Source organism: Stenotrophomonas sp. SORGH_AS_0321 (assembly GCF_031453215.1).
GTDB classification, from domain to species: Bacteria; Pseudomonadota; Gammaproteobacteria; order Xanthomonadales; family Xanthomonadaceae; genus Stenotrophomonas; species Stenotrophomonas chelatiphaga.
The window spans coordinates 1,689,611-1,710,358 of sequence record NZ_JAVIZG010000001.1 but is presented as its reverse complement, the minus strand read 5'-3'; the positions used below and the strand labels follow the sequence as shown (position 1 = coordinate 1,710,358).

General features: G+C 66.8%; 12 protein-coding genes. 7 read left to right on the top strand and 5 right to left on the bottom strand.

What is annotated here, in order from left to right; all coding sequences use genetic code 11:
• Positions 1-3: 3 nt before the first annotated feature.
• Complete coding sequence (locus tag QE373_RS07450; protein ID WP_057507938.1) at positions 4-777, bottom strand: NAD kinase; 774 nt, start codon at positions 775-777, stop codon at positions 4-6.
• Positions 778-985: 208 nt separating this feature from the next.
• Positions 986-5,959, bottom strand: a complete 4,974-nt coding sequence (locus QE373_RS07445) for an NAD-glutamate dehydrogenase domain-containing protein (protein ID WP_345784377.1) — start codon at positions 5,957-5,959, stop codon at positions 986-988.
• Positions 5,960-6,221: 262 nt separating this feature from the next.
• Here QE373_RS07445 and QE373_RS07435 point away from each other — a divergent pair, with 262 nt between their 5' ends.
• Genes QE373_RS07435 through QE373_RS07425 form a run of 3 tightly spaced genes read left to right on the top strand, consistent with a single transcriptional unit; the run spans position 6,222 to position 11,344 of the window.
• The gene (locus QE373_RS07435; RefSeq protein WP_083491965.1) at positions 6,222-6,878 is read left to right on the top strand and encodes a TetR/AcrR family transcriptional regulator; all 657 of its coding nucleotides are present in this window, start codon (positions 6,222-6,224) and stop codon (positions 6,876-6,878) included.
• Entirely contained in the window at positions 6,878-8,155 is a 1,278-nt protein-coding gene (locus tag QE373_RS07430) for an efflux RND transporter periplasmic adaptor subunit (RefSeq protein WP_309685136.1), read from the top strand. The genes QE373_RS07435 and QE373_RS07430 overlap by 1 nt, the downstream gene beginning before the upstream one ends.
• Positions 8,156-8,170: 15 nt before the next feature.
• Positions 8,171-11,344 carry a multidrug efflux RND transporter permease subunit gene (locus QE373_RS07425; RefSeq protein WP_057507942.1) on the top strand — a complete coding sequence of 1,058 codons (3,174 nt, stop codon included), beginning with the start codon at positions 8,171-8,173 and terminating at the stop codon, positions 11,342-11,344.
• Positions 11,345-11,433: 89 nt separating this feature from the next.
• Here QE373_RS07425 and QE373_RS07420 read toward each other — a convergent pair whose 3' ends face one another.
• From QE373_RS07420 to QE373_RS07410, 3 genes are all read right to left on the bottom strand, one after another.
• Positions 11,434-11,727, bottom strand: a complete 294-nt coding sequence (locus QE373_RS07420) for a hypothetical protein (RefSeq protein WP_309685133.1) — start codon at positions 11,725-11,727, stop codon at positions 11,434-11,436.
• A gap of 89 nt (positions 11,728-11,816) precedes the next feature.
• The gene (locus tag QE373_RS07415) at positions 11,817-12,965 is read right to left on the bottom strand and encodes an acyl-CoA dehydrogenase family protein (protein ID WP_309685131.1); all 1,149 of its coding nucleotides are present in this window, start codon (positions 12,963-12,965) and stop codon (positions 11,817-11,819) included.
• Between the two features lie 781 nt (positions 12,966-13,746).
• Positions 13,747-14,202 carry a transposase gene (locus QE373_RS07410; RefSeq protein WP_309685129.1) on the bottom strand — a complete coding sequence of 152 codons (456 nt, stop codon included), beginning with the start codon at positions 14,200-14,202 and terminating at the stop codon, positions 13,747-13,749.
• 231 nt (positions 14,203-14,433) lie between these two features.
• On the opposite strand from QE373_RS07410, the gene QE373_RS07405 reads away from it, so the two are divergent.
• From QE373_RS07405 to QE373_RS07390, 4 genes are all read left to right on the top strand, one after another.
• Complete coding sequence (locus QE373_RS07405) at positions 14,434-15,363, top strand: metalloregulator ArsR/SmtB family transcription factor (protein ID WP_057507946.1); 930 nt, start codon at positions 14,434-14,436, stop codon at positions 15,361-15,363.
• Positions 15,364-15,370: 7 nt separating this feature from the next.
• Positions 15,371-16,477 (top strand): homocysteine S-methyltransferase family protein, encoded by a 1,107-nt coding sequence (locus tag QE373_RS07400; protein WP_309685128.1) that lies wholly within the window; start codon positions 15,371-15,373, stop codon positions 16,475-16,477.
• Positions 16,474-19,158: a methionine synthase gene (metH, locus tag QE373_RS07395; RefSeq protein ID WP_309685126.1), complete on the top strand. Its 2,685-nt coding sequence runs from the start codon at positions 16,474-16,476 to the stop codon at positions 19,156-19,158. The genes QE373_RS07400 and metH overlap by 4 nt, the downstream gene beginning before the upstream one ends.
• Positions 19,159-19,343: 185 nt before the next feature.
• The gene (locus tag QE373_RS07390) at positions 19,344-20,678 is read left to right on the top strand and encodes an amidohydrolase family protein (protein WP_309685125.1); all 1,335 of its coding nucleotides are present in this window, start codon (positions 19,344-19,346) and stop codon (positions 20,676-20,678) included.
• Positions 20,679-20,748 lie beyond the last annotated feature (70 nt).

Below are 20,748 nucleotides of genomic sequence, written 5' to 3'. Positions count from 1 at the left end.
CGCTCAGAACACGAACTGTTCGGACAGGATCCGATCTTCAAGGTTGTGCTCCGGGTCGAACAGCAGGGTCACCTGGCGGTCGCGGCATTCGCGGATGGTCACTTCCACCACGTCGCGGGTCTCGTGCGAATCGGCGGTGACACTGACCGGGCGCTTGTACGGATCGAGCACGCGGAAGCGCACCTCGGTGTCGGCCTTGAGGATCGCCCCGCGCCAGCGGCGGGGCCGATATGGGGCCAATGGGGTCAGCGCGATGGTGGCCGAGCCCAACGGCAGCACCGGGCCATGCGCGGAATAGTTGTAGGCGGTGCTGCCCGCCGGGGTGGCCACCAGCACGCCATCACCGATCAGTTCAGCCACCCGCTCCTGGCCATTTAGGTCCACGCCGATGTGCGCGGCCTGCCGGGTCTGGCGCAGCAGCGAGACATCGTTGTAGGCCAGCGACCCGGTCGAGGTGCCCGATTCGGTCAGCGCGGTCATCTGCAGCGGCCGCAGGTGGGCCGGTTCGGCCAGTGCGATGCGCGCGGCCACGTCGTCCGCGTCACGGTACTGGTTCATCAGGAAGCCCACCGTGCCCAGTTTCATGCCGAACACCGGCCGGCCGAGATGGCCGTAGCGGTGCAGGGTCTGCAGCATGAAGCCATCGCCGCCCAGCGGACACAGCACGTCCGCCGCATCGGGCGCATGCTCGCCGTGGCGCGCGACCATCGCGGCAAGGGCAAGCCGTGCCGGTTCGGTGTTGCTGGCCAGGAAGGCAATGCGGGGGGAATCGCTCATGCAGGGTGTCCGGTGGTGCGCGGGTACCGGTAGAGCATAACCGGACGTGGCGCGGAAACCGCGCCACGTTGTCGGCCTGAATGCATCAGGCCCGGAGCCCCCCTGAGTCAGGGGGGCGCGCCAAAGGCGCGGGGGTGTGGAAGCTGGTGAGACGGGGCCCACGCTCTGCAAGGCAGAGCGTGGGGCGTAAGCGCGATTGCGCTGAAGCTTACCCGTGCGAGGCCAGCTGGCCCAGGCGCTGGACCGCGACCGAGACGGTCGGGTAGTCCAGGGTCTTCTGCTCGGCCAGTTCGCCCAGCATCGCCAGCGTGAAGCGCAGGCTGTTGTCGTCACGACCCACCCATGCGGCGACCTTGGCTTCAGCCGTGCCGCCCTTGGTGGCCAGCACCTGGCCCGCCAGGTTGCGGTGGTGGGCTGCCAGTTCGTCACGCAGCACGCCACGTGCCACCGCATGCCAACGGCCGTTGACCTCCAGCGCGTCGACCTGCTCGAACAACCACGGCAGGCTGAGCGCCTCGCCCAGGCGGAAGTGGATCTTGGACACGTCCACCGGCTTGAGCTTGCGGGTGCGTGCCAGTTCGATGATGTCGAACGCCGGGGCCAGGAAGTGCAGCTCGGACAGCTGCTGCGCCAGGCCGGCCGGCAGGCCCTTTTCCACCCACTGCTGCACCAGCGCTTCGTAGGTCGGGCGCTGCGAATCGGGCAGCACGCCGGAGGCCACGCGGATGTCGTTGAACGGGCCCTGGTAGCGGTTGACCGCCTCGGTGATGCCCGGCATCGGGCCGGGGCGGAACAGCAGCCAGCGCACGAACGCACGCTGCAGTTTCCAGATCACTTCCAGCGCATCGACCTGCACCGATTCGGGCACCTGCCCGTCCAGTGCGTCGATCTGCGCCCACAGCGCGCGCGCATCCAGCGTTTCGCGGCTGATGGTGTACGCCTTGGCGACCTCGGCGATGGAACGGCCGGTGTCTTCCTGCATGCGCATCAGGAAGGTGGCACCCATCCGGTTGATGGTCTGGTTGGTCACTGCCGTGGCGATGATCTCGCGCTTCAGGCGATGGCGTTCCATGGCATCGGCGTACTTCTTCTGCAGCGGCTGCGGGAAGTAGCGCTGCAGCTCCTTGGACAGGTACGGGTCTTCCGGGATGTCCGATTCCAGCAGCTGCTGGAAGGCCACCAGCTTGGAGTAGGACAGCAGCACCGACAGCTCCGGACGGGTCAGGCCCTGGCCGCGCGCCTTGCGCTGGGACAGCTCGGCGTCGGACGGCAGGAACTCGATCTGCCGGTCCAACAGGCCCTGCTGCTCCAAGGTACGGATGAAGTGCTGCTTGGAGCCGAGGCGCTTGACCGCCATCCGCTCCATCAGGCTCAGCGCCTGGTTCTGGCGGTAGTTGTCGTTGAGTACCAGCGCGGCCACTTCGTCGGTCATCGAGGCCAGCAGCTTGTTGCGCTGCTCGACGGTGAGCTTCTTGGCGCGCACCACGTCGTTGAGCAGGATCTTGATGTTCACCTCGTGGTCGGAGGTGTCCACGCCGGCGGAGTTGTCGATGAAGTCGGTGTTGAGCAGCACGCCGGCCTGGGCCGCTTCGATGCGCCCCAGCTGGGTCATGCCCAGGTTGCCGCCCTCGCCCACCACCTTGCAGCGCAGCTCGGTGCCGTTGACGCGCAGCGCGTTGTTGGCGCGGTCGCCGACATCGCTGTGCTGCTCGCTGGTGGCCTTGACGTAGGTACCGATGCCGCCGTTCCACAGCAGGTCCACCGGCGCCTTCAGGATCGCGCTCATCAGGTCGTTCGGCGACAGCGCCTTGACCGAATCTTCCAGCCCGAGCGCCTCACGCACCTGCGGAGTGATCTCGATGGACTTCAGTGAACGCGGGAAGATGCCACCGCCCTTGCTGATCAGCTTGGCATCGTAGTCGGCCCAGCTGGAACGCGGCACGGTGAACATGCGCTCGCGTTCGACAAACGAGCTGGCTGCATCCGGGTTCGGGTCCAGGAAGATGTGGCGGTGGTCGAAGGCGGCCACCAGGCGGATGTGGCGCGACAACAGCATGCCGTTGCCGAACACGTCGCCGGACATGTCGCCCACGCCTGCGGCAGTGAAGTCCTGGCTCTGGCTGTCATGGCCCAGCGCACGGAAGTGGCGCTTGACCGACTCCCACGCACCGCGTGCGGTGATGCCCATGCCCTTGTGGTCGTAGCCCACCGAACCGCCGGAGGCGAATGCATCGCCCATCCAGAAGCCGTGCGCCACGGCCAGGCCGTTGGCGATGTCGGAGAAGGTCGCGGTGCCCTTGTCGGCGGCCACCACCAGGTACGGGTCGTCCATGTCATGGCGGACCACGTCGATGGGCGGCACGATCTTGTTGTTGACGATGTTGTCGGTGATGTCCAGCAGGCCCTGGATGAACAGCTTGTAGCAGGCCACGCCATTGGCGAAAACCGCATCGCGGTCACCGCTGGCCGGCGGGGTCTTGGCGAAGAAGCCACCCTTCGCGCCGACCGGGACGATCACCGTGTTCTTGACCATCTGTGCCTTCACCAGGCCCAGCACCTCGGTACGGAAGTCTTCGCGACGGTCCGACCAGCGCAGGCCACCACGCGCCACCGCGCCGAAGCGCAGGTGCACGCCTTCAACGCGCGGACCGTAGACGAAGATCTCGCGATACGGACGCGGCTTGGGCAGGTCCGGCACCAGCGCCGCATCGAACTTGAAGCTGATCACGTGGCCCGGCCGGCCGTTGGCATCGGTCTGGTAATAGCTGGTGCGCAGGGTGGCGTCGATCACGCCCATGAAGCTGCGCAGGATGCGGTCCTCGTCCAGGCTGGAGACGCGGTCCATCAGCTTCAACAGCGCATCACGCGCGGCCTGCATCTGGCCATCGCGGTCCCCCTTGCGCGCATCGACCACGGTCTTGAGCACCTTCAGGGTGGCCTCGTCACCGGCGGCCAGCACGTCCAGGTGCGCCTTCAGCGTGGCCTGGCCGTGCGCGATGTCGTCCTTGCTCTCGTTGCCGGTCGCCGGGTCGAAGCGTGCTTCGAACAGTTCCACCAGCAGGCGCGCCAGCAGCGGATAGCGGGTGAAGGTGCCTTCCACGTAGGCCTGCGAGAACGGCACGCCGGTCTGCAGCAGGTACTTGCAATAACCTCGCAGCATCGCGACCTGGCGCCAGTGCAGGCCTGCAGCCAGCACCAGGCGGTTGAAGCCATCGTTCTCGGCATCGCCGTGCCACACGCGGGCAAAGGTCTCGCCGAAGGCTTCATCGACACTGGCCGCGTCGATGGCACCGGCCACCGATTCGACCTCGAAGTCCTGCACGTACACCGGGGCATCGTCCACCGACAGGCGATACGGACGCTCGGAGATCACGCGCAGGCCCATGTTTTCCATCATCGGCAGCGCATCGGACAGCGGGATGTCATCCAGCTGGCGATACAGCTTCAGGCGCAGGCCATCGCCGTTCTCGCGCGGCACCGTCTGCAGGCTCAGGCGCAGGTCGTCCGGCCCGGTCAGCGCGTCGAGCTGGCTGACGTCGCTGGCCGCCACGGCGGTGCTGTTGTCTTCGATGTAGCCGGCCGGCAATGCCTTGCCGATACGCGAGGCGATGCGCAGGCCTTCGGTCTCGCCATGGCGCGACACCAGGGTTTCACGCAGGTCGTCCTGCCAGTTGCGCAGCAGGTGGGCCAGGTTCTGTTCCAGCGCGCTGGTGTCCACGTCGACCACCGGGCCGGCCTTCGGACGCACGATCAGGTGCACCTGGGCCAGCGGCGATTCGCCCAGCACCACCGAGCTGTCCACGTGCTCGCCGTGCAGGGCGTCGCGCAGCATCGCTTCGATGCGCAGGCGCACATCGGTGTTGAAGCGTTCGCGCGGCAGGAAGGCCAGCGCGGAAATGAAGCGGGAATACTTGTCGCGGCGCAGGAACAGCCGGCTGCGGACGCGCTCCTGCAGGCCCAGCACACCCATCGCAGTGCGGAACAGTTCGTCCTCGCTGGACTGGAACAGTTCTTCGCGCGGCAGGGTTTCCAGGATGTGGCGCAGTGCCTTGCCGCTGTGGCTGGACAGCGACAGGCCCGAACGCTGCATCACGTGTTCGTAGCGCTGGCGCACCAGCGGGATTTCCCACGGGCGGCGGTTGTAGGCGCTGGAGGTGAACAGGCCGAGGAAGCGCTGCTCGCCGATGATCCGACCCTTCGCATCGAATTCCAGCACGCCGATGTAATCCATGTACCCGGCGCGGTGCACGCGCGAACGCGCGTTGGTCTTGGTCAGGATCAGCGCATCCTTCAGGCCCGTGGTGGTGTTCAGGCCCTGCGCGGCGAGGGTCTTGACCGGGCGCGCGGCGGAGGTGTCGCGGCCCTTCATCAGGCCCAGGCCGGTATCGTTCAGCGGGGCCAGCACGTCTTCCTTGCCGTCCTTCTGCACGCGGTATTCGCGGTAACCGAAGAAGGTGAAGTGGTTGTCGGCGGCCCAGCGCAGGAACTCCTGCGCCTCCCGGCGCGAGGCGTCATCGACCGGCAACTGGCGGCTGCCCAGGTCGTCGGCCACGGCCAGCGCCTTGTCACGCATCGGTTGCCAGTCGCGCACGATCGAACGCACTTCTTCCAGCGCCTTGACGATGCCCTGCTCGACGTCGGCCATCGCCTCCGGGCTCTGGCGGTCGATCTCCAGCAGCATTACCGATTCGATCTCGCCCTCGCCGACCTTGGACAGCTTGCCGGCCTTGTCACGGCTGAAGCGGATCACCGGGTGGCCCAGCACGTGCACGCCGATGCCCTGCTCGGCCAGCGCCATGGTCACCGTGTCCACCAGGAACGGCATGTCGTCGTTGACGATCTGCAGCACGGTATGCGGCGATTCCCAGCCGTTGGCCTTGGCAGTGGGGTTGAACACGCGCACGTTGGCCTTGCCGGTCTTGCGGCTGCGCGCGAACTCCAGCGTGTCAGCGGCCAGGGCGGCCCATTCTTCCACGCTGTGGTGCGGGAACTCGTCCGCTTCCATGCGCTTGTAGAAGTCGGCGGCGAACGCTACTGCCTCGGCCTGCCCGGCCGCGGGGTATCGCTTGCGCAAGGCCGTGTACACCGGTTCCAGCGAGAAACCAGTTGCCGGGACAAGCTGGGTTTCCGCCGTGGCGGGCTTGGTTTTCACGGTTTTGACTGCAGACTTTTGCGATTTCATGGCAGAGCGAGTCGTGTTGCCCAGTTGGGAAAATGAAATTGTAGCCCTGTTGCAGGAAAAGGCCTTGCTGCAGGACGGAATATGCAGATACGGGTTGGGTGCCGTTTACATGGGCGCCAGCGCCGCGCGCACCGTCCGCGCGCGTACGGGTGTCGCGGTTGACATGGCATGCCGACAGGATCGGCAAAGCCTGTGACAGAAAGGGCCGCAGCAGGTCGCAAAACGTTTCCACAATTCTGAACTGGACGGTATAGTCCACTCCGTGAACCCTGCTCCCCTCCCCGCTGCCGACATGGACGCGCGCGATCTTCGTGTGTTCGACGCGGTGCGCGAGCTGCTCGCCCGGCATGGCATGCAGATGAGCATGGAAGCCGTGGCCCAGCACGCCGGTTGTTCCAAGCAGACCCTGTATTCGCGCTACGGCAGCAAGCAGGAACTGATGCGCCGGGTGGTGCAGCGGCATGTCTGCCGGGCCACCGCCGGGCTGCGCGGCCTGCGCGAAGATGATCTGCGCGGCAGCCTGATGCAGTTCGCCACCGACTACCTGGAGCACTTCAACCAGCCACACGTCGCCCAGGCCTGCCGGATGATTTCCGCCGATGCGGCGCAGTTTCCCGATGAGGCCCGCAGCCTGTGGCGCGACGGCACCGGCGCACTGACCCTTCATCTTGCTGAATGGATCGAATCCGCCATCGCCCGGGGGCAGCTCCGGCATGACGACCCGCACTTCATGGCTGAACTGCTAATCAGCATGATCGGTGGCCAGGATTTCGATCGGCAACGCTTCCACATGCCCCATCGCGACGACGCCGGGACGCGTCGGCGCTGGGCTGGATTTTCCGTCGACAGCTTCCTGCGCGCGTTCGCGCCGGCCGCTTCGCCCCAACCGCATTCAAACCAACTCCGGAGTTTCTCCTGATGATCGCCCCACTTCGCACCCTCGCACTGACGTGCGCTGTTGCCATTGCCCTGGCTGGCTGCAAGAAAGAAGAACAGCAGGCACCGCCGCCGCCGGAAGTGGGCGTGATCGATGCCAAGCCGCAGACGCTGCCGCTGCAGCGCGAGCTGGTCGGCCGGCTGTCGCCGTTCCGCAGCGCCGATGTCCGCGCCCGCGTGCCGGGCGTGCTGCTCAAGCGCGTCTACCAGGAAGGCAGTGAGGTCAAGCAGGGCCAGACCCTGTTCCTGATCGACCCGGCGCCGCTGCGCGCCGACCTCAATGCCTCCGAAGCCCAGCTCGCCTCGGCCCGCGCCACCTATGCCAATGCCAAGGTGGCAGCGGATCGCGCCCGCTCACTGGCCCCGCAGAAGTATGTTTCCAAGGCCGACCTGGACAATGCCGAATCGGCCGAGCGCACCGCGCTGGCAGCGGTCAAGCAGTCCGAAGCCGCCGTGAGCAGCTCGCGCATCAGCCTGGGTTACGCCGAAGTCACCGCGCCGATCAGCGGCGTGGCCGGCAAGCAGCAGGTCACCGAAGGCGCGCTGGTGGGCCAGGGTGACGTCACCCTGCTGACCACCGTGGACCAGCTGGATCCGCTGTACGTCAACTTCTCGCTGAGCGTGGACGAGCTGTCGCAGCTGCGTGCGGCGCAGGCCAAGGGCGCGCTGGCGCTGAGCGGCGATGGCAAGGCCACCGTGCAGGTCAAGCTGTCCGATGGCACCAACTACAACCAGAACGGCACGCTGGACTTCTCCTCCACCACGGTCGACCCGGCCACCGGTGCGGTATCGCTGCGCGCGGTGCTGCCGAACCCGGACCGGATCCTGCTGCCGGGCGCCTTCGTCAGCTTCCAGGCGACCCTGGGCGAGCGCAACAACGCCTACCTGGTGCCGCAGCAGGCGCTGCTGCGTGATGCCACCGGCGGCTACCTGATGGTGGTCGGTGCTGACGGCAAGGCGCTGCGCCGCAACGTCAAGACCGAAGGCGCGCAGGGTAGCAACTGGCTGGTCACCGCCGGCCTGGAGCCGGGTGACAAGGTGGTGGTTGCCGGCGTGCAGAAGGTCAAGGAAGGCGCACCGGCCACGGCCAAGCCGTGGAGCCCGGAGCAGGCCGCTGCTGGCCAGGGCGCCCCCGCCGCCGGCCAGAAGCCGGCCGCCCAGGGCGATGCCGCAGCCGATGCCGCCGCGCCCGACGCCGCCGCGCAGGCCCCGGCCGCTGCCGACCAGGCAGCGCCGGCCTCCGATTCGACCAAGCAGTAACGGGAAAACTCCGTCATGCCTAAATTTTTCATCGAACACCCGGTCTTTGCCTGGGTGGTAGCGATCCTGATCTCGCTCAGCGGCGTGATCGCGATCCTCAACCTGGGTGTGGAGTCCTACCCCAGCATCGCCCCGCCACAGGTCACCGTGTCGGCCACCTACCCGGGCGCAAGCGCGGACACCACGGAAAAGTCGGTCACCCAGGTGATCGAGCAGCAGCTGACCGGTATCGATCACCTGCTGTATTTCAGCTCCTCGTCCTCGTCCAACGGCCGCGCCACGGTCACCCTGACCTTCGAAACCGGCACCGATGCGGACATCGCCCAGGTGCAGGTACAGAACAAGGTCTCGCTGGCGACCCCGCGCCTGCCCAGTGAAGTCACCCAGCAGGGCGTGGTGGTGGCCAAGGCCAACGCCGGCTTCCTGATGGTGGTGGCGCTGCGCTCGGATTCGGGCAGCATCAGCCGCGATGCGTTGAACGACATCGTCGCCTCGCGCGTGCTGGACCAGGTCTCGCGTATTCCCGGCGTCGGCAGCACCCAGCAGTTCGGTGGCGAGTACGCCATGAACATCTGGCTCAACCCCGAGCGCATGCAGGGCTACGGCCTCTCCGCCAGCCAGGTGCTGGCGGCGGTGCGCGAGCAGAACGTGCAGTTCGCCGCCGGTTCGCTGGGTTCGGACCCGGCCCCGGTCGGCCAGCACTTCACCGCCACGGTATCGGCCGAAGGCCGCTTCAGCACTCCGGAAGAGTTCGAGAACATCATCCTGCGCGCCAACCCGGATGGTTCGCGCGTGCTGCTGAAGGACATCGCCCGCATCGGCTTCGGCGCCGGCAACTACGGCTTTGATACCCAGTACAACGGCAAGCCGACCGGTGCCTTCGCGATCCAGCTGCTGCCCGGCGCCAATGCGCTGAACGTGGCCGAAGCCGTGCGCGCGAAGATGGACGAGCTGCAGCCGAGCTTCCCGGCCGGTGTCAGCTGGTTCTCTCCCTATGACAGCACCACCTTCGTCAAGATCTCCATCGAAGAGGTCATCAAGACGCTGATCGAAGCCATCATCCTGGTCTTCCTGGTGATGCTGATCTTCCTGCAGAACTTCCGTGCCACCCTGATCCCGACGTTGGTGATCCCGGTCGCGCTGCTGGGTACGTTCCTGGGCATGTGGATGATCGGCTTCACGATCAACCAGCTGACCCTGTTCGCGCTGGTGCTGGCGATCGGCATCGTGGTCGATGACGCGATCGTGGTGATCGAGAACGTCGAGCGCATCATGACCGACGAAGGGATGGCGCCGAAACAGGCCACCCAGAAGGCAATGACCCAGATCACCGGCGCGGTGGTGGCCATTACCGTGGTGCTGGCGGCGGTGTTCATCCCGTCCGCGCTGCAGGGCGGTGCGGCCGGCGAGATCTACAAGCAGTTCGCGCTGACCATCGCCATTTCGATGGCATTCTCGGCGTTCCTGGCGCTGGGCTTCACCCCGGCACTGTGCGCGACCTTCCTCAAGCCGACGCACAACGACAAGCCGAACATCGTCTACCGCACCTTCAACAAGTACTACGACAAGATCAGCGGCACCTACGTGGGCCACATCACCTCGGCGGTGAAGCATGCCCCGCGCTGGATGATCCTGTTCGTGGTGCTCGGTGCGCTGTGCGCGTTCCTGTTCACGCGCATGCCGGGCAGCTTCCTGCCCGAAGAAGACCAGGGCTACGCACTGGCCATCGTGCAGCTGCCGCCGGGTTCGACCAAGACCCAGACCAACGAAGTGTTCGCGCAGATGCGTGGCATCCTGGAAAAGCAGGAGGGCTTCGAAGGCCTGCTGCAGATCGCAGGTTTCAGCTTCGTGGGTTCCGGCGAAAATGTGGGCATGGGCTTCATCCGGCTCAAGCCCTGGGCCGACCGTGAGGTGACCGTACCCGAGCTGATCGGCAACATGAACGGCGCGTTCTATGGCATCAAGGAAGCGCAGATCTTCGTGGTCAACCTGCCAACCGTGCAGGGCCTTGGCCAGTTCGGCGGCTTCGACATGTGGCTGCAGGACCGTACCGGTGCCGGCTTCGAACAGCTCACCAACGCCCGCAACACCCTGCTGGGTGCAGCGGCGCAGAAGAGTGACCTGCTGACCGGCGTGCGCCCCAACGGACTGGAAAATGCCCCGCAGCTGGCCCTGCACGTGGACCGCGTGCAGGCGCAGGCGATGGGCATGTCGGTGTCGGACGTGTACAGCACCATCCAGCTGATGCTGGCCCCGGTGTACGTCAACGACTTCTTCAGCGAAGGCCGCATCAAGCGCGTGACCATGCAGGCCGATGCGCCGTACCGCACCGGCGAAGCATCGCTGAAGAGCTTCTACAGCCCGTCCACGCTGGATACCAATGCCGACGGCACCAACACGATGATCCCGCTGAGCACCGTGGTGCGCTCGGAATGGGTGTCGGCGCCGCCGTCGCTGAGCCGCTACAACGGCTATTCGGCGGTGAACATCGTCGGCTCGCAGGCACCGGGACGCAGCTCCGGCGAAGCGATGACCGCGATGGAAGACATCGTGCGCGACGAACTGCCGGCTGGCTTCGGCTACGACTGGTCCGGCATGTCCTACCAGGAAATCCTGGCGGGCAACGCAGCCACGCTGCTGCTGGTGCTGTCCATCGTGGTGGTGTTCCTGTGCCTTGCCGCGCTGTATGAAAGCTGGTCGATCCCGGTCGCCGTGCTGCTGGTGGTGCCGCTGGGCGTGCTGGGTGCGCTGGTGTTCTCGATGGCCCGCGGCCTGCCCAACGATCTGTTCTTCAAGATCGGCCTGATCACGGTGATTGGCCTTGCGGCGAAGAACGCGATCCTGATCGTGGAGTTCGCGGTGGAACAGCGTGCGGCCGGCAAGACCCTGCGCGATGCCACCATCGAAGCGGCGCGCCTGCGCTTCCGCCCGATCCTGATGACCTCCTTCGCCTTCATCATGGGCGTCATCCCGATGGCCATCTCCACCGGTGCCGGCGCCAATTCCCGCCACGCCATCGGTACCGGCGTGATCGGCGGCATGGTGTTCGCCACCTTCCTCGGCCTGCTGATGATCCCGGTGTTCTTCATCGTGGTCCGCCGCATGCTGGGCGACAAGCTGGACGAACCCTCCAAGGAGTTCGTGGAGCGCCAGCACGAAGCCGGTGGCGCCCACCGCCCCGACCGCTGAGCGAGGTAGTGACGGCCGCTGGCCGTCACGCTCCCGATAAAAAAGGCCCCGGAGCGATCCGGGGCCTTTTTTTCATTTTTGCCCTGCTTTCAGCGCGCCGCGGCAACCGCCGCACACACCACCACGATGGCCAACGAGGGCCACTGCATCGGCAGGAAGAAGAAGTGATGCCGCGCCAGTTCGCCCTCCGGACGTGGTCGGCGATTGAGCACGAAACCCAGCACCGTGTTGATGGCCGCACCGATGCCACAGCCCAGCAGGAACTGCGGCAGCGTGATGTTGCCCTTGGCGACGGACGGATCGGGGTACAGCCAGAGCAACAACAGCACTGTGATGATCGGTGTCAGCAGGGTGAAAAAACCAGCACCACGGTAGATGACCATGCCCGTACCTGTTTTGAGAGGACGGGCATTCTAGGCGATCGTGCGGGCGGAGCGGGTCGCGCACCCGCCCACACGTTTACGCCGAAGCGTCAGCGCAGCCCGGTTTCGTTGCGGGCGATCACCAGGCGCTGGATCTCCGAGGTGCCTTCGTAGATCTCGGTGATCTTGGCGTCACGGAAGTAGCGCTCCAACGGCATTTCCTTCGAATACCCCATGCCGCCATGGATCTGCACGGCCTGGTGGGTGATCCACATCGCCGCTTCGGACGCGGTGAGCTTGGCGATCGCCGCCTCATTGCTGAAGCGCTTGCCCTCGCCCTTCACCCACGCCGCGCGCAGGGTCAGCAGCAGGGCGGCATCCAGCTTGCACTTCATGTCGGCTATCTTGGCCTGGGTCATCTGGAAGGTGCCGATGGCCGCGCCGAACGCCTTGCGCTCCTTCACGTACTCAAGCGTGGCCTCATACGCCGCGCGGGCAATGCCGATGGCCTGCGAGGCGATGCCGATGCGGCCGGCGTCGAGCACGCCCATCGCGATCTTGAAGCCTTCCCCTTCCTGGCCCAGCAGGTCTTCAGCCTGCGCCACGTAATCGTTGAACTCGATCTCGCAGGTCGCCGATGCGCGGATGCCGAGCTTGGGCTCGGTCTTGCCGCGACCAAAACCGGCGTTGTCGGTGTCGATCAGGAACGCGCTGATGCCGCGCGCGCCCTTGTCCGCATCGGTCATCGCGAACAGCACGATGTACTTGGCCACCGGGCCGGACGTGATCCAGCTCTTCTTGCCATTGATCACGTAGCTGCCATCTGCCTGCTTCACCGCGCGGCAGCGCATGGCCGTGGCATCCGAGCCCGACTGCGGCTCGGTCAGCGCGAAGGCGCCGATGGCGGTCCCTTCGGCGATGGCGCGCACGTACTTCTGCTTCTGGGCCTCGTTGCCGTGGGTCAGGATGCCGTTGCAGAACAGCGAATTGTTGACCGACATGATGGTGGAATGGGCGGCGTCACCGGCGGCGACTTCCACCATCGCCAGCACGTAGGCGATCGGGTCCATGCCCGCGCCGCCGTACTCGGCCGGCACTTCGATGCCCATCAGCCCGTTCTCGCCGAGCAGCTGGATGTTGGCCAGCGGGAACTCGCCGGTGCGGTCATGGTGCTCGGCGCTGGGCGCGATCTTTTCCTGCGCGATGCGGCGCGCAACGTCCTGCAGCATCAACTGCTCTTCGGTAAAGCTGAATTCCACAACGACCCCTCCCGGGTAATGAATCCCCAATTGTACTGGGGGGCAGCGGGTCCCGGCTGACTGGGGCACTGAACCCGTGCCCGGCGGATTGCCTGCGACCACACACCGCTGCGCTCGCCGACCATGGGTCGGCGCTACCGACCGGCCGCCCGGGTAGCGCCGAGCCGTGCTCGGCGGATTGCCGGCGCCCACGTACCGCTGCGCTCGCCGACCATGGGTCGGCGCTACCGTTCGGCCGCCCGGTAGCGCCGAGCCGTGCCCGGCGGATTGCCTGCGACCACACACCGCTGCGCTCGCCGACCATGGGTCGGCGCTACCGTTCGGCCGCCCGGTAGCGCCGAGCCGTGCTCGGCGGATTGCCGGCGCCCACGTACCGCTGCGCTCGCCGACCATGGGTCGGCGCTACCGTTCGGCCGCCCGGGTAGCGCCGAGCCGTGCTCGGCGGATTGCCTGTGCCCACATACCGCTGCGCTCGCCGACCATGGGTCGGCGCTACCGTTCGGCCGCCCGTGGTAGCGCCGAGCCGTGCTCGGCGGACTGCCTGTGCCCACGCGCCGCTGCGCTCGCCGACCATGGGTCGGCGCTACCGTTCGGCCGCCCGGGTAGCGCCGAGCCGTGCTCGGCGGATTGCCTGTGCCCACGCGCCGCTGCGCTCGCCGACCATGGGTCGGCGCTACCGTTCGGCCGCCCGTGGTAGCGCCGAGCCGTGCTCGGCGGACTGCCTGTGCCCACGCGCCGCTGCGCTCGCCGACCATGGGTCGGCGCTACCGTATCGTGTGCGTCAGGGGTCCGAAGGCCAGCGGCACCAGGCAAAGGGATAGACACCCAATTGATCGACAAGCCCCGCTCTTACGGGGTTGGCTGCGATGTAGCGCGCCTGCTTGAGCAGCGATTCGTCTGACCTCAGCGCGTGCTCGAAGTAGCTGGGCTGCCATAGCCGTAAGGCGGATCCCGCCGCTTGACCGATCAGCCGGCTGCTCCGTGATTTGAACCGTTGCATGCAGGCGCCCAGCGTGCCTTGGCGCAGTTGGAGCAGCCAGTGCACGTGATCAGGCATGACGACCCAGGCGAAGGAATGGCTGATGCGGGCGCGTTCGATGTCGCGAAGGCAGTCAATCACGATACGGGCACGGTCGGCAGTCTCGAATACCGGGAGGCGTCCGCGGGTCACGGTGGTCAGGACATAGATGCCGCCCGGGCGGGAGAAGCGGCCGCGCTGGTGATGGCGACTGGACATGCAGCCAGAGTCTGGCGATCGGGCCGGGACAAGGATCGGCAGAACCGCCGTTGACCTGTGGGAAAGCCGCGCTGGTAGCGCCGAGCCTTGCCCGGCCGACTGCCTGCGCCTTCGCCCACGTACCGCTGCGCTCGCCGACCATGGGTCGGCGCTACCGTGCCGTCATGCGGTTGCTTGACCGTTCACGCTGCGGAGGCCAGAATATCTCTCTATCGCGATAGGTGGATATTTATGGATCTCGAGGATTGGTCGACCCGGCTGAAAGTGTTCGCCGACGCCACCCGGGTGCGCCTGTTGGCGCTGCTGGAGCAGGAAGAACTGACCGTGGCCGAGCTGTCGGCGATCACCCGGCTGGCCCAGCCGCGGGTATCGACGCATCTGGCCCGCCTGAAAGAAGCCGGGCTGGTGCGCGACCGCCGCGCGGGCGTGTCCGCGTATTACCGCTTCGACGACGCCCAGCTGGACCCGGCACAGCGCGCATTGTGGCATGCCTTGAGCACCGGCAGCGACGACCCGCTGCTGCGCCAGGATGCCGAACGCGTGGCCTCGGTGCTGGCCAGCCGTGCCGCCGACCAGAACTGGGCCGACAGCGTGGCCGGTGACATGGAACGCCATTACTCCCCGGGCCGCACCTGGGAAGCCTTGGCGCGCACCGCCCTGCCCCTGCTGGAAACCGGCGACGTGCTGGATATCGCCTCCGGCGATGGCGTGCTCGCCGAACTGGTGGCCCCGCATGCCAGCCGCTATGTCTGCATCGACACCAGCGCGCGCGTGGTTGCCGCCGCCAGCGAACGCCTGCGCCGCCTGCCCAATGTGGAAGTGCGCGAAGGCGACATGCATGCCCTCCCCTTCAAGGATCGCAGCTTCGACCTGGTCGTGCTGATGCATGCACTCACCTACGCCGCCAAGCCGGCCCAGGCAGTCACCGAAGCGGCGCGCGTGCTGCGCCCGGGCGGCCGCCTGCTGCTGTGCAGCCTGGCCCGCCATGAGCACAAGGCCGCGGTGGATGCCTACGGCCACGTCAACCTCGGCTTCAGTGACAAGGAGCTGCGCAAGTTCGTCGACAAGGCGGGGCTGCAGGTGTCGAGCCTGGAAACGGTGACGCGCGAAAAGCGCCCGCCACATTTCGAAGTCATTTCGCTGATCGCCAACAAACCCTGAGGTCGCCGTGCCCGCCCTGCCCTGGTTGCATCCCGAACGTGCCACTGCCCTGCTGAGCGCCCTGCGCGAACGCATCCTGATCATCGACGGTGCGATGGGCACGATGATTCAGCGCCATGGGTTGCAGGAAGACGATTACCGCGGCGAGCGCTTCATCGGCGGCGTGGATACCCGGGCCGCCGGCCACGTGCATGGCGCCGGCTGCGACCACGGTCCGGTGCAGGAGCAGGACCTGAAAGGCAACAATGACCTGCTGCTGCTGACCCGGCCGGAGATCATCGCCGGCATCCATACCGAATACCTGCAGGCCGGCGCGGACCTGGTGGAGACCAATACCTTCAACGCCACCTCGGTCAGCCAGGCCGACTACCACCTCGAGCACCTGGTGTACGAACTGAACAAGGCCGGCGCCGCCGTCGCGCGTGCCTGCTGCGATGCGATGGAAGCGACCACGCCGGACAAGCCGCGCTTCGTCATCGGGGTGCTCGGGCCGACCAGCCGTACCGCCTCGATCAGCCCGGACGTCAACGATCCCGGCTTCCGCAACACCAGCTTCGACGAACTGCGCGGCACCTACCGCGAGGCGATCGATGGCCTGATCGATGGAGGCGCCGATACGCTGATGGTGGAAACCATCTTCGACACCCTCAACGCCAAGGCGGCCCTGTTCGCGGTGGAAGAAGCCTTCGATGCGCGCGGCGCGCGCCTGCCGGTAATGATCTCCGGCACCATCACCGATGCCTCCGGACGCACCCTGTCCGGGCAGACCGCCGAAGCCTTCCATGCCTCGCTGGCGCACGCCCGACCGCTGTCGATCGGGCTCAACTGCGCGCTCGGCGCCGATGCGATGCGCCCGCACGTGGAGACGCTGTCCCGGGTGGCGGGCTGTTATGTCAGCGCCCATCCCAACGCCGGCCTGCCCAATGCGTTCGGCGAGTACGACGAAACCCCCGAGGAAATGGCCGCCACCCTGCACGGCTTCGCCACCGACGGCCTGCTGAACCTGGTCGGCGGCTGCTGCGGCAGCACCCCGGCGCATATCCGCGCCATCGCAGAGGCCGTCGCCGGACTGCCGCCGCGTGCGCTGCCCGATGCCCGGGAGCAGGCGGCATGAGCACCGCCCCGCACACCCGCCTGTCCGGACTGGAACCGCTGGTCATCACCCCAGACCTGCTGTTCATCAACATCGGCGAGCGCACCAACGTCACCGGCAGCGCGCAGTTCCGCAAACTGGTCAAGGAAGAACGCTACGAGGAAGCGGTCGACGTGGCGCGCCAGCAGGTGGCCAGCGGCGCGCAGATCCTCGACGTCAACATGGACGAAGGCCTGATCGATTCGGAAGCGGCGATGACGCGCTACCTCAACCTGATCATGTCCGAGCCGGATATCGCGCGCATCCCGGTGATGGTCGATTCCTCCAAGTGGAGCGTGATCGAAGCCGGGCTGAAATGCCTGCAGGGCAAGAGCGTGGTCAATTCGATCTCGCTGAAGGAAGGCGAAGACCTGTTCCGCGAGCATGCGCGCAAGGTGCTGCGCTACGGCGCCGCCGCGGTGGTGATGGCCTTCGACGAAGCCGGCCAGGCCGACACCTGCGCACGCAAGGTCGAGATCTGCACGCGGGCGTACCGCATCCTGGTGGACGAGATCGGCTTCCCGCCGCAGGACATCATCTTCGATCCGAACATCTTCGCCGTGGCCACCGGCATCGAAGAGCACGACAACTACGCGGTGGACTTCATCGAGGCCACCCGCATCATCAAGCGCACGCTGCCGCATTGCCATGTGTCCGGCGGCGTGTCCAACGTGTCCTTCTCCTTCCGCGGCAACGAGACGGTGCGCCAGGCGATCCACTCGGTGTTCCTCTACCACGCCATCGCCGCGGGCATGGACATGGGCATCGTAAATGCCGGCGCGATGCCGATCTACGACGACCTGGACGCGGAGCTGCGCGAACGCGTGGAGGACGTGATCCTCAACCGCCGGGCCGATGGCACCGAGCGCCTGCTGGAGATCGCCGAACGCTACAAAGGCAGCAAGGGCGCGGCGCGGGTCGAAGACCTGGCATGGCGTGAAAAGCCGGTCACCGACCGCCTGGCCCACGCGCTGGTGCACGGCCTGGATGCCTGGGTCGAACAGGACACCGAAGAAGCGCGGCAAGCCTCCACGCGCCCGCTGGATGTCATCGAAGGTCCGCTGATGAACGGCATGAACGTGGTCGGCGACCTGTTCGGTGCCGGCAAGATGTTCCTGCCACAGGTGGTCAAGTCGGCGCGGGTGATGAAGAAGGCGGTGGCCTACCTGCTGCCCTACATCGAAGCGGAAAAACTGCGCAGCGGCGACACGGCGCGCAGCAACGGCAAGATCATCATGGCTACGGTCAAGGGCGATGTGCACGACATCGGCAAGAACATCGTCGGCGTGGTGCTGGCCTGCAACAACTTCGAGGTGATCGACCTGGGCGTCATGGTCCCGGCGCAGAAGATCCTGGACGCCGCACGCGCCGAGAACGCCGACATCATCGGGCTGTCCGGCCTGATCACCCCATCGCTGGAAGAGATGAGCCACGTGGCCCGCGAGATGCAGCGCCAGGGCTTCGAGCTGCCGCTGATGATCGGCGGCGCCACCACCTCGCGCGCGCATACCGCGTTGAAGATCGACCCGCATTACAAGGCGCCCACGGTGTGGGTGAAAGACGCATCGCGCGCCGTAGGTGTGGCCCAGTCCCTGATCTCGCATGACCTGCGCGCCGCGTTCGTGGCGGCCAACGAAGCCGATTACGCCGACATCCGCCTGCGCCACCGCAACCGCGGCGATGCCAAGCGGCTGGTCAGCCTGGCCCATGCACGCGGCCAGCGTTTCGACGGCGGCTGGGCAGACTACGTGCCACCGGCGCCGAACCAGCCCGGGCTGCATGTGTTCGATGACTATCCATTGGCCGAGCTGGTGGACTACATCGACTGGACGCCGTTCTTCCAGGCCTGGGAGCTTGCCGGCAAGTACCCGGCGATCCTTACCGACGAGATCGTCGGCAGCCAGGCCAGCGAGCTGTATCGCGATGCCCGGCAGATGCTCGACCGCATCGTCAAAGAGCGGTGGCTGCAGGCACGCGCGGTGTTCGGCCTGTGGCCCGCCAACAGCGTGGGCGATGACGTGCACGTACAGCACCCTGACGGTGAGGCCACGCTGCACTTCCTGCGCCAGCAGGTCGACAAACCGGCCGAGCGTCCAGACTTCTGCCTGGCCGACTTCATCGCCCCCGCCGACAGTGGCCGCCAGGACTGGATCGGCGCGTTCGCGGTGACCGCCGGTATCGGCATCGATGCGCACGTCGCGCGTTTCGAAGCCGCCCATGATGACTACAACGCGATCCTGCTCAAGGCACTTGCCGACCGCTTCGCCGAAGCCCTGGCCGAGCGCCTGCACCAGCGCGTGCGCAAGGAGTTCTGGGGCCATGCCAACGACGAGACCCTCGACAACGATGCGCTGATCGCCGAGAAATACAGCGGCATCCGGCCTGCTCCCGGCTACCCGGCCTGCCCGGAGCACAGCGAGAAGGACACCTTGTTCCGGTTGCTGGACGCGCAGGGCAACGCCGGCATGCAGTTGACCGAAAGCTTCGCCATGCTGCCCACCGCGGCGGTGTCGGGCTACTACTTCAGCCATCCGCAGAGCCAGTATTTCGTGGTCGGGCGGGTCAGCCGCGAGCAGGTCACCGACTACGCCAAGCGCAAGGGCGTGGACCGCGTGCAGGCAGAGCGCTGGCTGGCCTCCAACCTGGATTACGATCCGGAGTAACAGCCGGACCGCTGCGCTCGCCGACCCTGGGTCGGCGCTACCGATATCGTGGCGAATGGTAGCGCCGAGCCGTGCTCGGCGGATGCCCTCCGCAAGCGGCCGCTGCGCTCGCCGACCGTGGGTCGGCGCTACCGATATCGCGGCACGCGGGTTAGGCTCGGGGTAACCCCAACCTGGAACCGCCGATGCGACCCAACCGCCTGTGGGCCCTGCTGCTCACCGCCACTGCCCTGCCCGCCGCCGCCGCGCCGGTGCTGCTGGAAAACGCCCGCGTGTTCGATGGAACCCGCGATCTCGGCATCACCCCGGTACTGATCAACGGCACGCGCATCGTGCATGTCGGCAGCCCGCTGCCCGCCGATGCCAGCGCTGCACGCCGCATCGATTACCGCGGCAAGACCCTGCTTCCCGGGCTGGTCAGCGACCACGCGCACGTCGGCAACACCGAGGGCCTGCAGCACGGTGACCGCTTCTACACCCGCGACAACGTGGTGCGCGACCTGCGCCAGTTCCAGCGCTATGGCGTCACCACGGTCACCGCGCTGGGCATGAACGGCCATGACTTCTTCACCATCCGCAAAGAGGTCAATGCAGACCCGCGGCTGGGCGCGCAGCTGTACGGTGCCGGCGGCGGCATCGGTGCGGTGGACGGCGCACCGCCCGCAGCGGCGATGGGGCTGCAACGCGACGCCGTGGCCCGTCCGCGCAACGCCGAGGAAGCACGCGCTGCGGTAGCCAGCCAGCAGGCCGATGGCGTGGACCTGATCAAACTGTGGGTGGACAACCTGGGCGGCAAGGTACCGATGATGCCGCCGGAGATCTTCCGCGCCGCGATCAGCGAAGCGCACGCGCGCGGGCTGAAGGTGGCTGCCCACATCCATGACCTGGACCAGGCCAAGGCGCTGGTCGATGCGAAGGTGGACATCATCGCCCATGGCATCCGCGACCGTGCGGTCGACCCGATGCTGGTGCGGAAGATGCGCGAACAGGGCACCGGCTATATCGCCACGCTGAACATCGACGAAGCCAATTACTGGTATGCGGAAAATCCGCAGGCGCTGCAGACCCCGTTCCTGCGCGCCGCGTTGCCGGTGGCAGTACGCGAGCGTTGGCAGCAGCCCGAGTGGCAGAGCGAACAGCTGGCGGGTGCCAACATCCCCGGCGCGCGCAAAGCCGTTGCGATGAACCTTGAAAACCTGCGCCGCCTGCATGCCGGCGGCGTGAAGCTGGGCTTCGGCACCGATGCCGGCGCGATGCCGCAGCGGGTGATCGGCTTTGCCGAGCACCGCGAACTGAAGCTGCTGACAGAGGCCGGCTTGACCCCGGCGCGTGCGCTGCAGGTCGCCACCGCCGATGCGGCCGACCTGATGGGGCTGGCCGATCGCGGGCGGATCGCCGCCGGCAAGCGCGCCGACCTGCTGGTACTGGATGCCGACCCGCTGGCCGACGTCCAGAACAGCCGAAGCATCCACGCGGTGTGGCAGGCAGGCCAGGAAGTCGGCGGCCCGATCACCGAATAAGCCAACGGCACCCAATGCCACGGTAGCGCCGAGCCATGCTCGGCGCGCAAAACGGACAGAACGCTAGCGC

Excerpts from the sequence above, each read along its gene's own strand:
- QE373_RS07410 (WP_309685129.1), bottom strand. The coding sequence starts at position 14,202 with ATGTCCAGTCGCCATCACCAGCGCGGCCGCTTCTCCCGCCCGGGCGGC.
- metH (WP_309685126.1), top strand. The coding sequence starts at position 16,474 with ATGAGCACCGCCCCGCACACCCGCCTGTCCGGACTGGAACCGCTGGTC.
- QE373_RS07445 (WP_345784377.1), bottom strand. The coding sequence starts at position 5,959 with ATGAAATCGCAAAAGTCTGCAGTCAAAACCGTGAAAACCAAGCCCGCC.
- QE373_RS07450 (WP_057507938.1), bottom strand. The coding sequence starts at position 777 with ATGAGCGATTCCCCCCGCATTGCCTTCCTGGCCAGCAACACCGAACCG.
- QE373_RS07390 (WP_309685125.1), top strand. The coding sequence starts at position 19,344 with ATGCGACCCAACCGCCTGTGGGCCCTGCTGCTCACCGCCACTGCCCTG.
- QE373_RS07430 (WP_309685136.1), top strand. The coding sequence starts at position 6,878 with ATGATCGCCCCACTTCGCACCCTCGCACTGACGTGCGCTGTTGCCATT.
- QE373_RS07405 (WP_057507946.1), top strand. The coding sequence starts at position 14,434 with ATGGATCTCGAGGATTGGTCGACCCGGCTGAAAGTGTTCGCCGACGCC.
- QE373_RS07420 (WP_309685133.1), bottom strand. The coding sequence starts at position 11,727 with ATGGTCATCTACCGTGGTGCTGGTTTTTTCACCCTGCTGACACCGATC.
- QE373_RS07425 (WP_057507942.1), top strand. The coding sequence starts at position 8,171 with ATGCCTAAATTTTTCATCGAACACCCGGTCTTTGCCTGGGTGGTAGCG.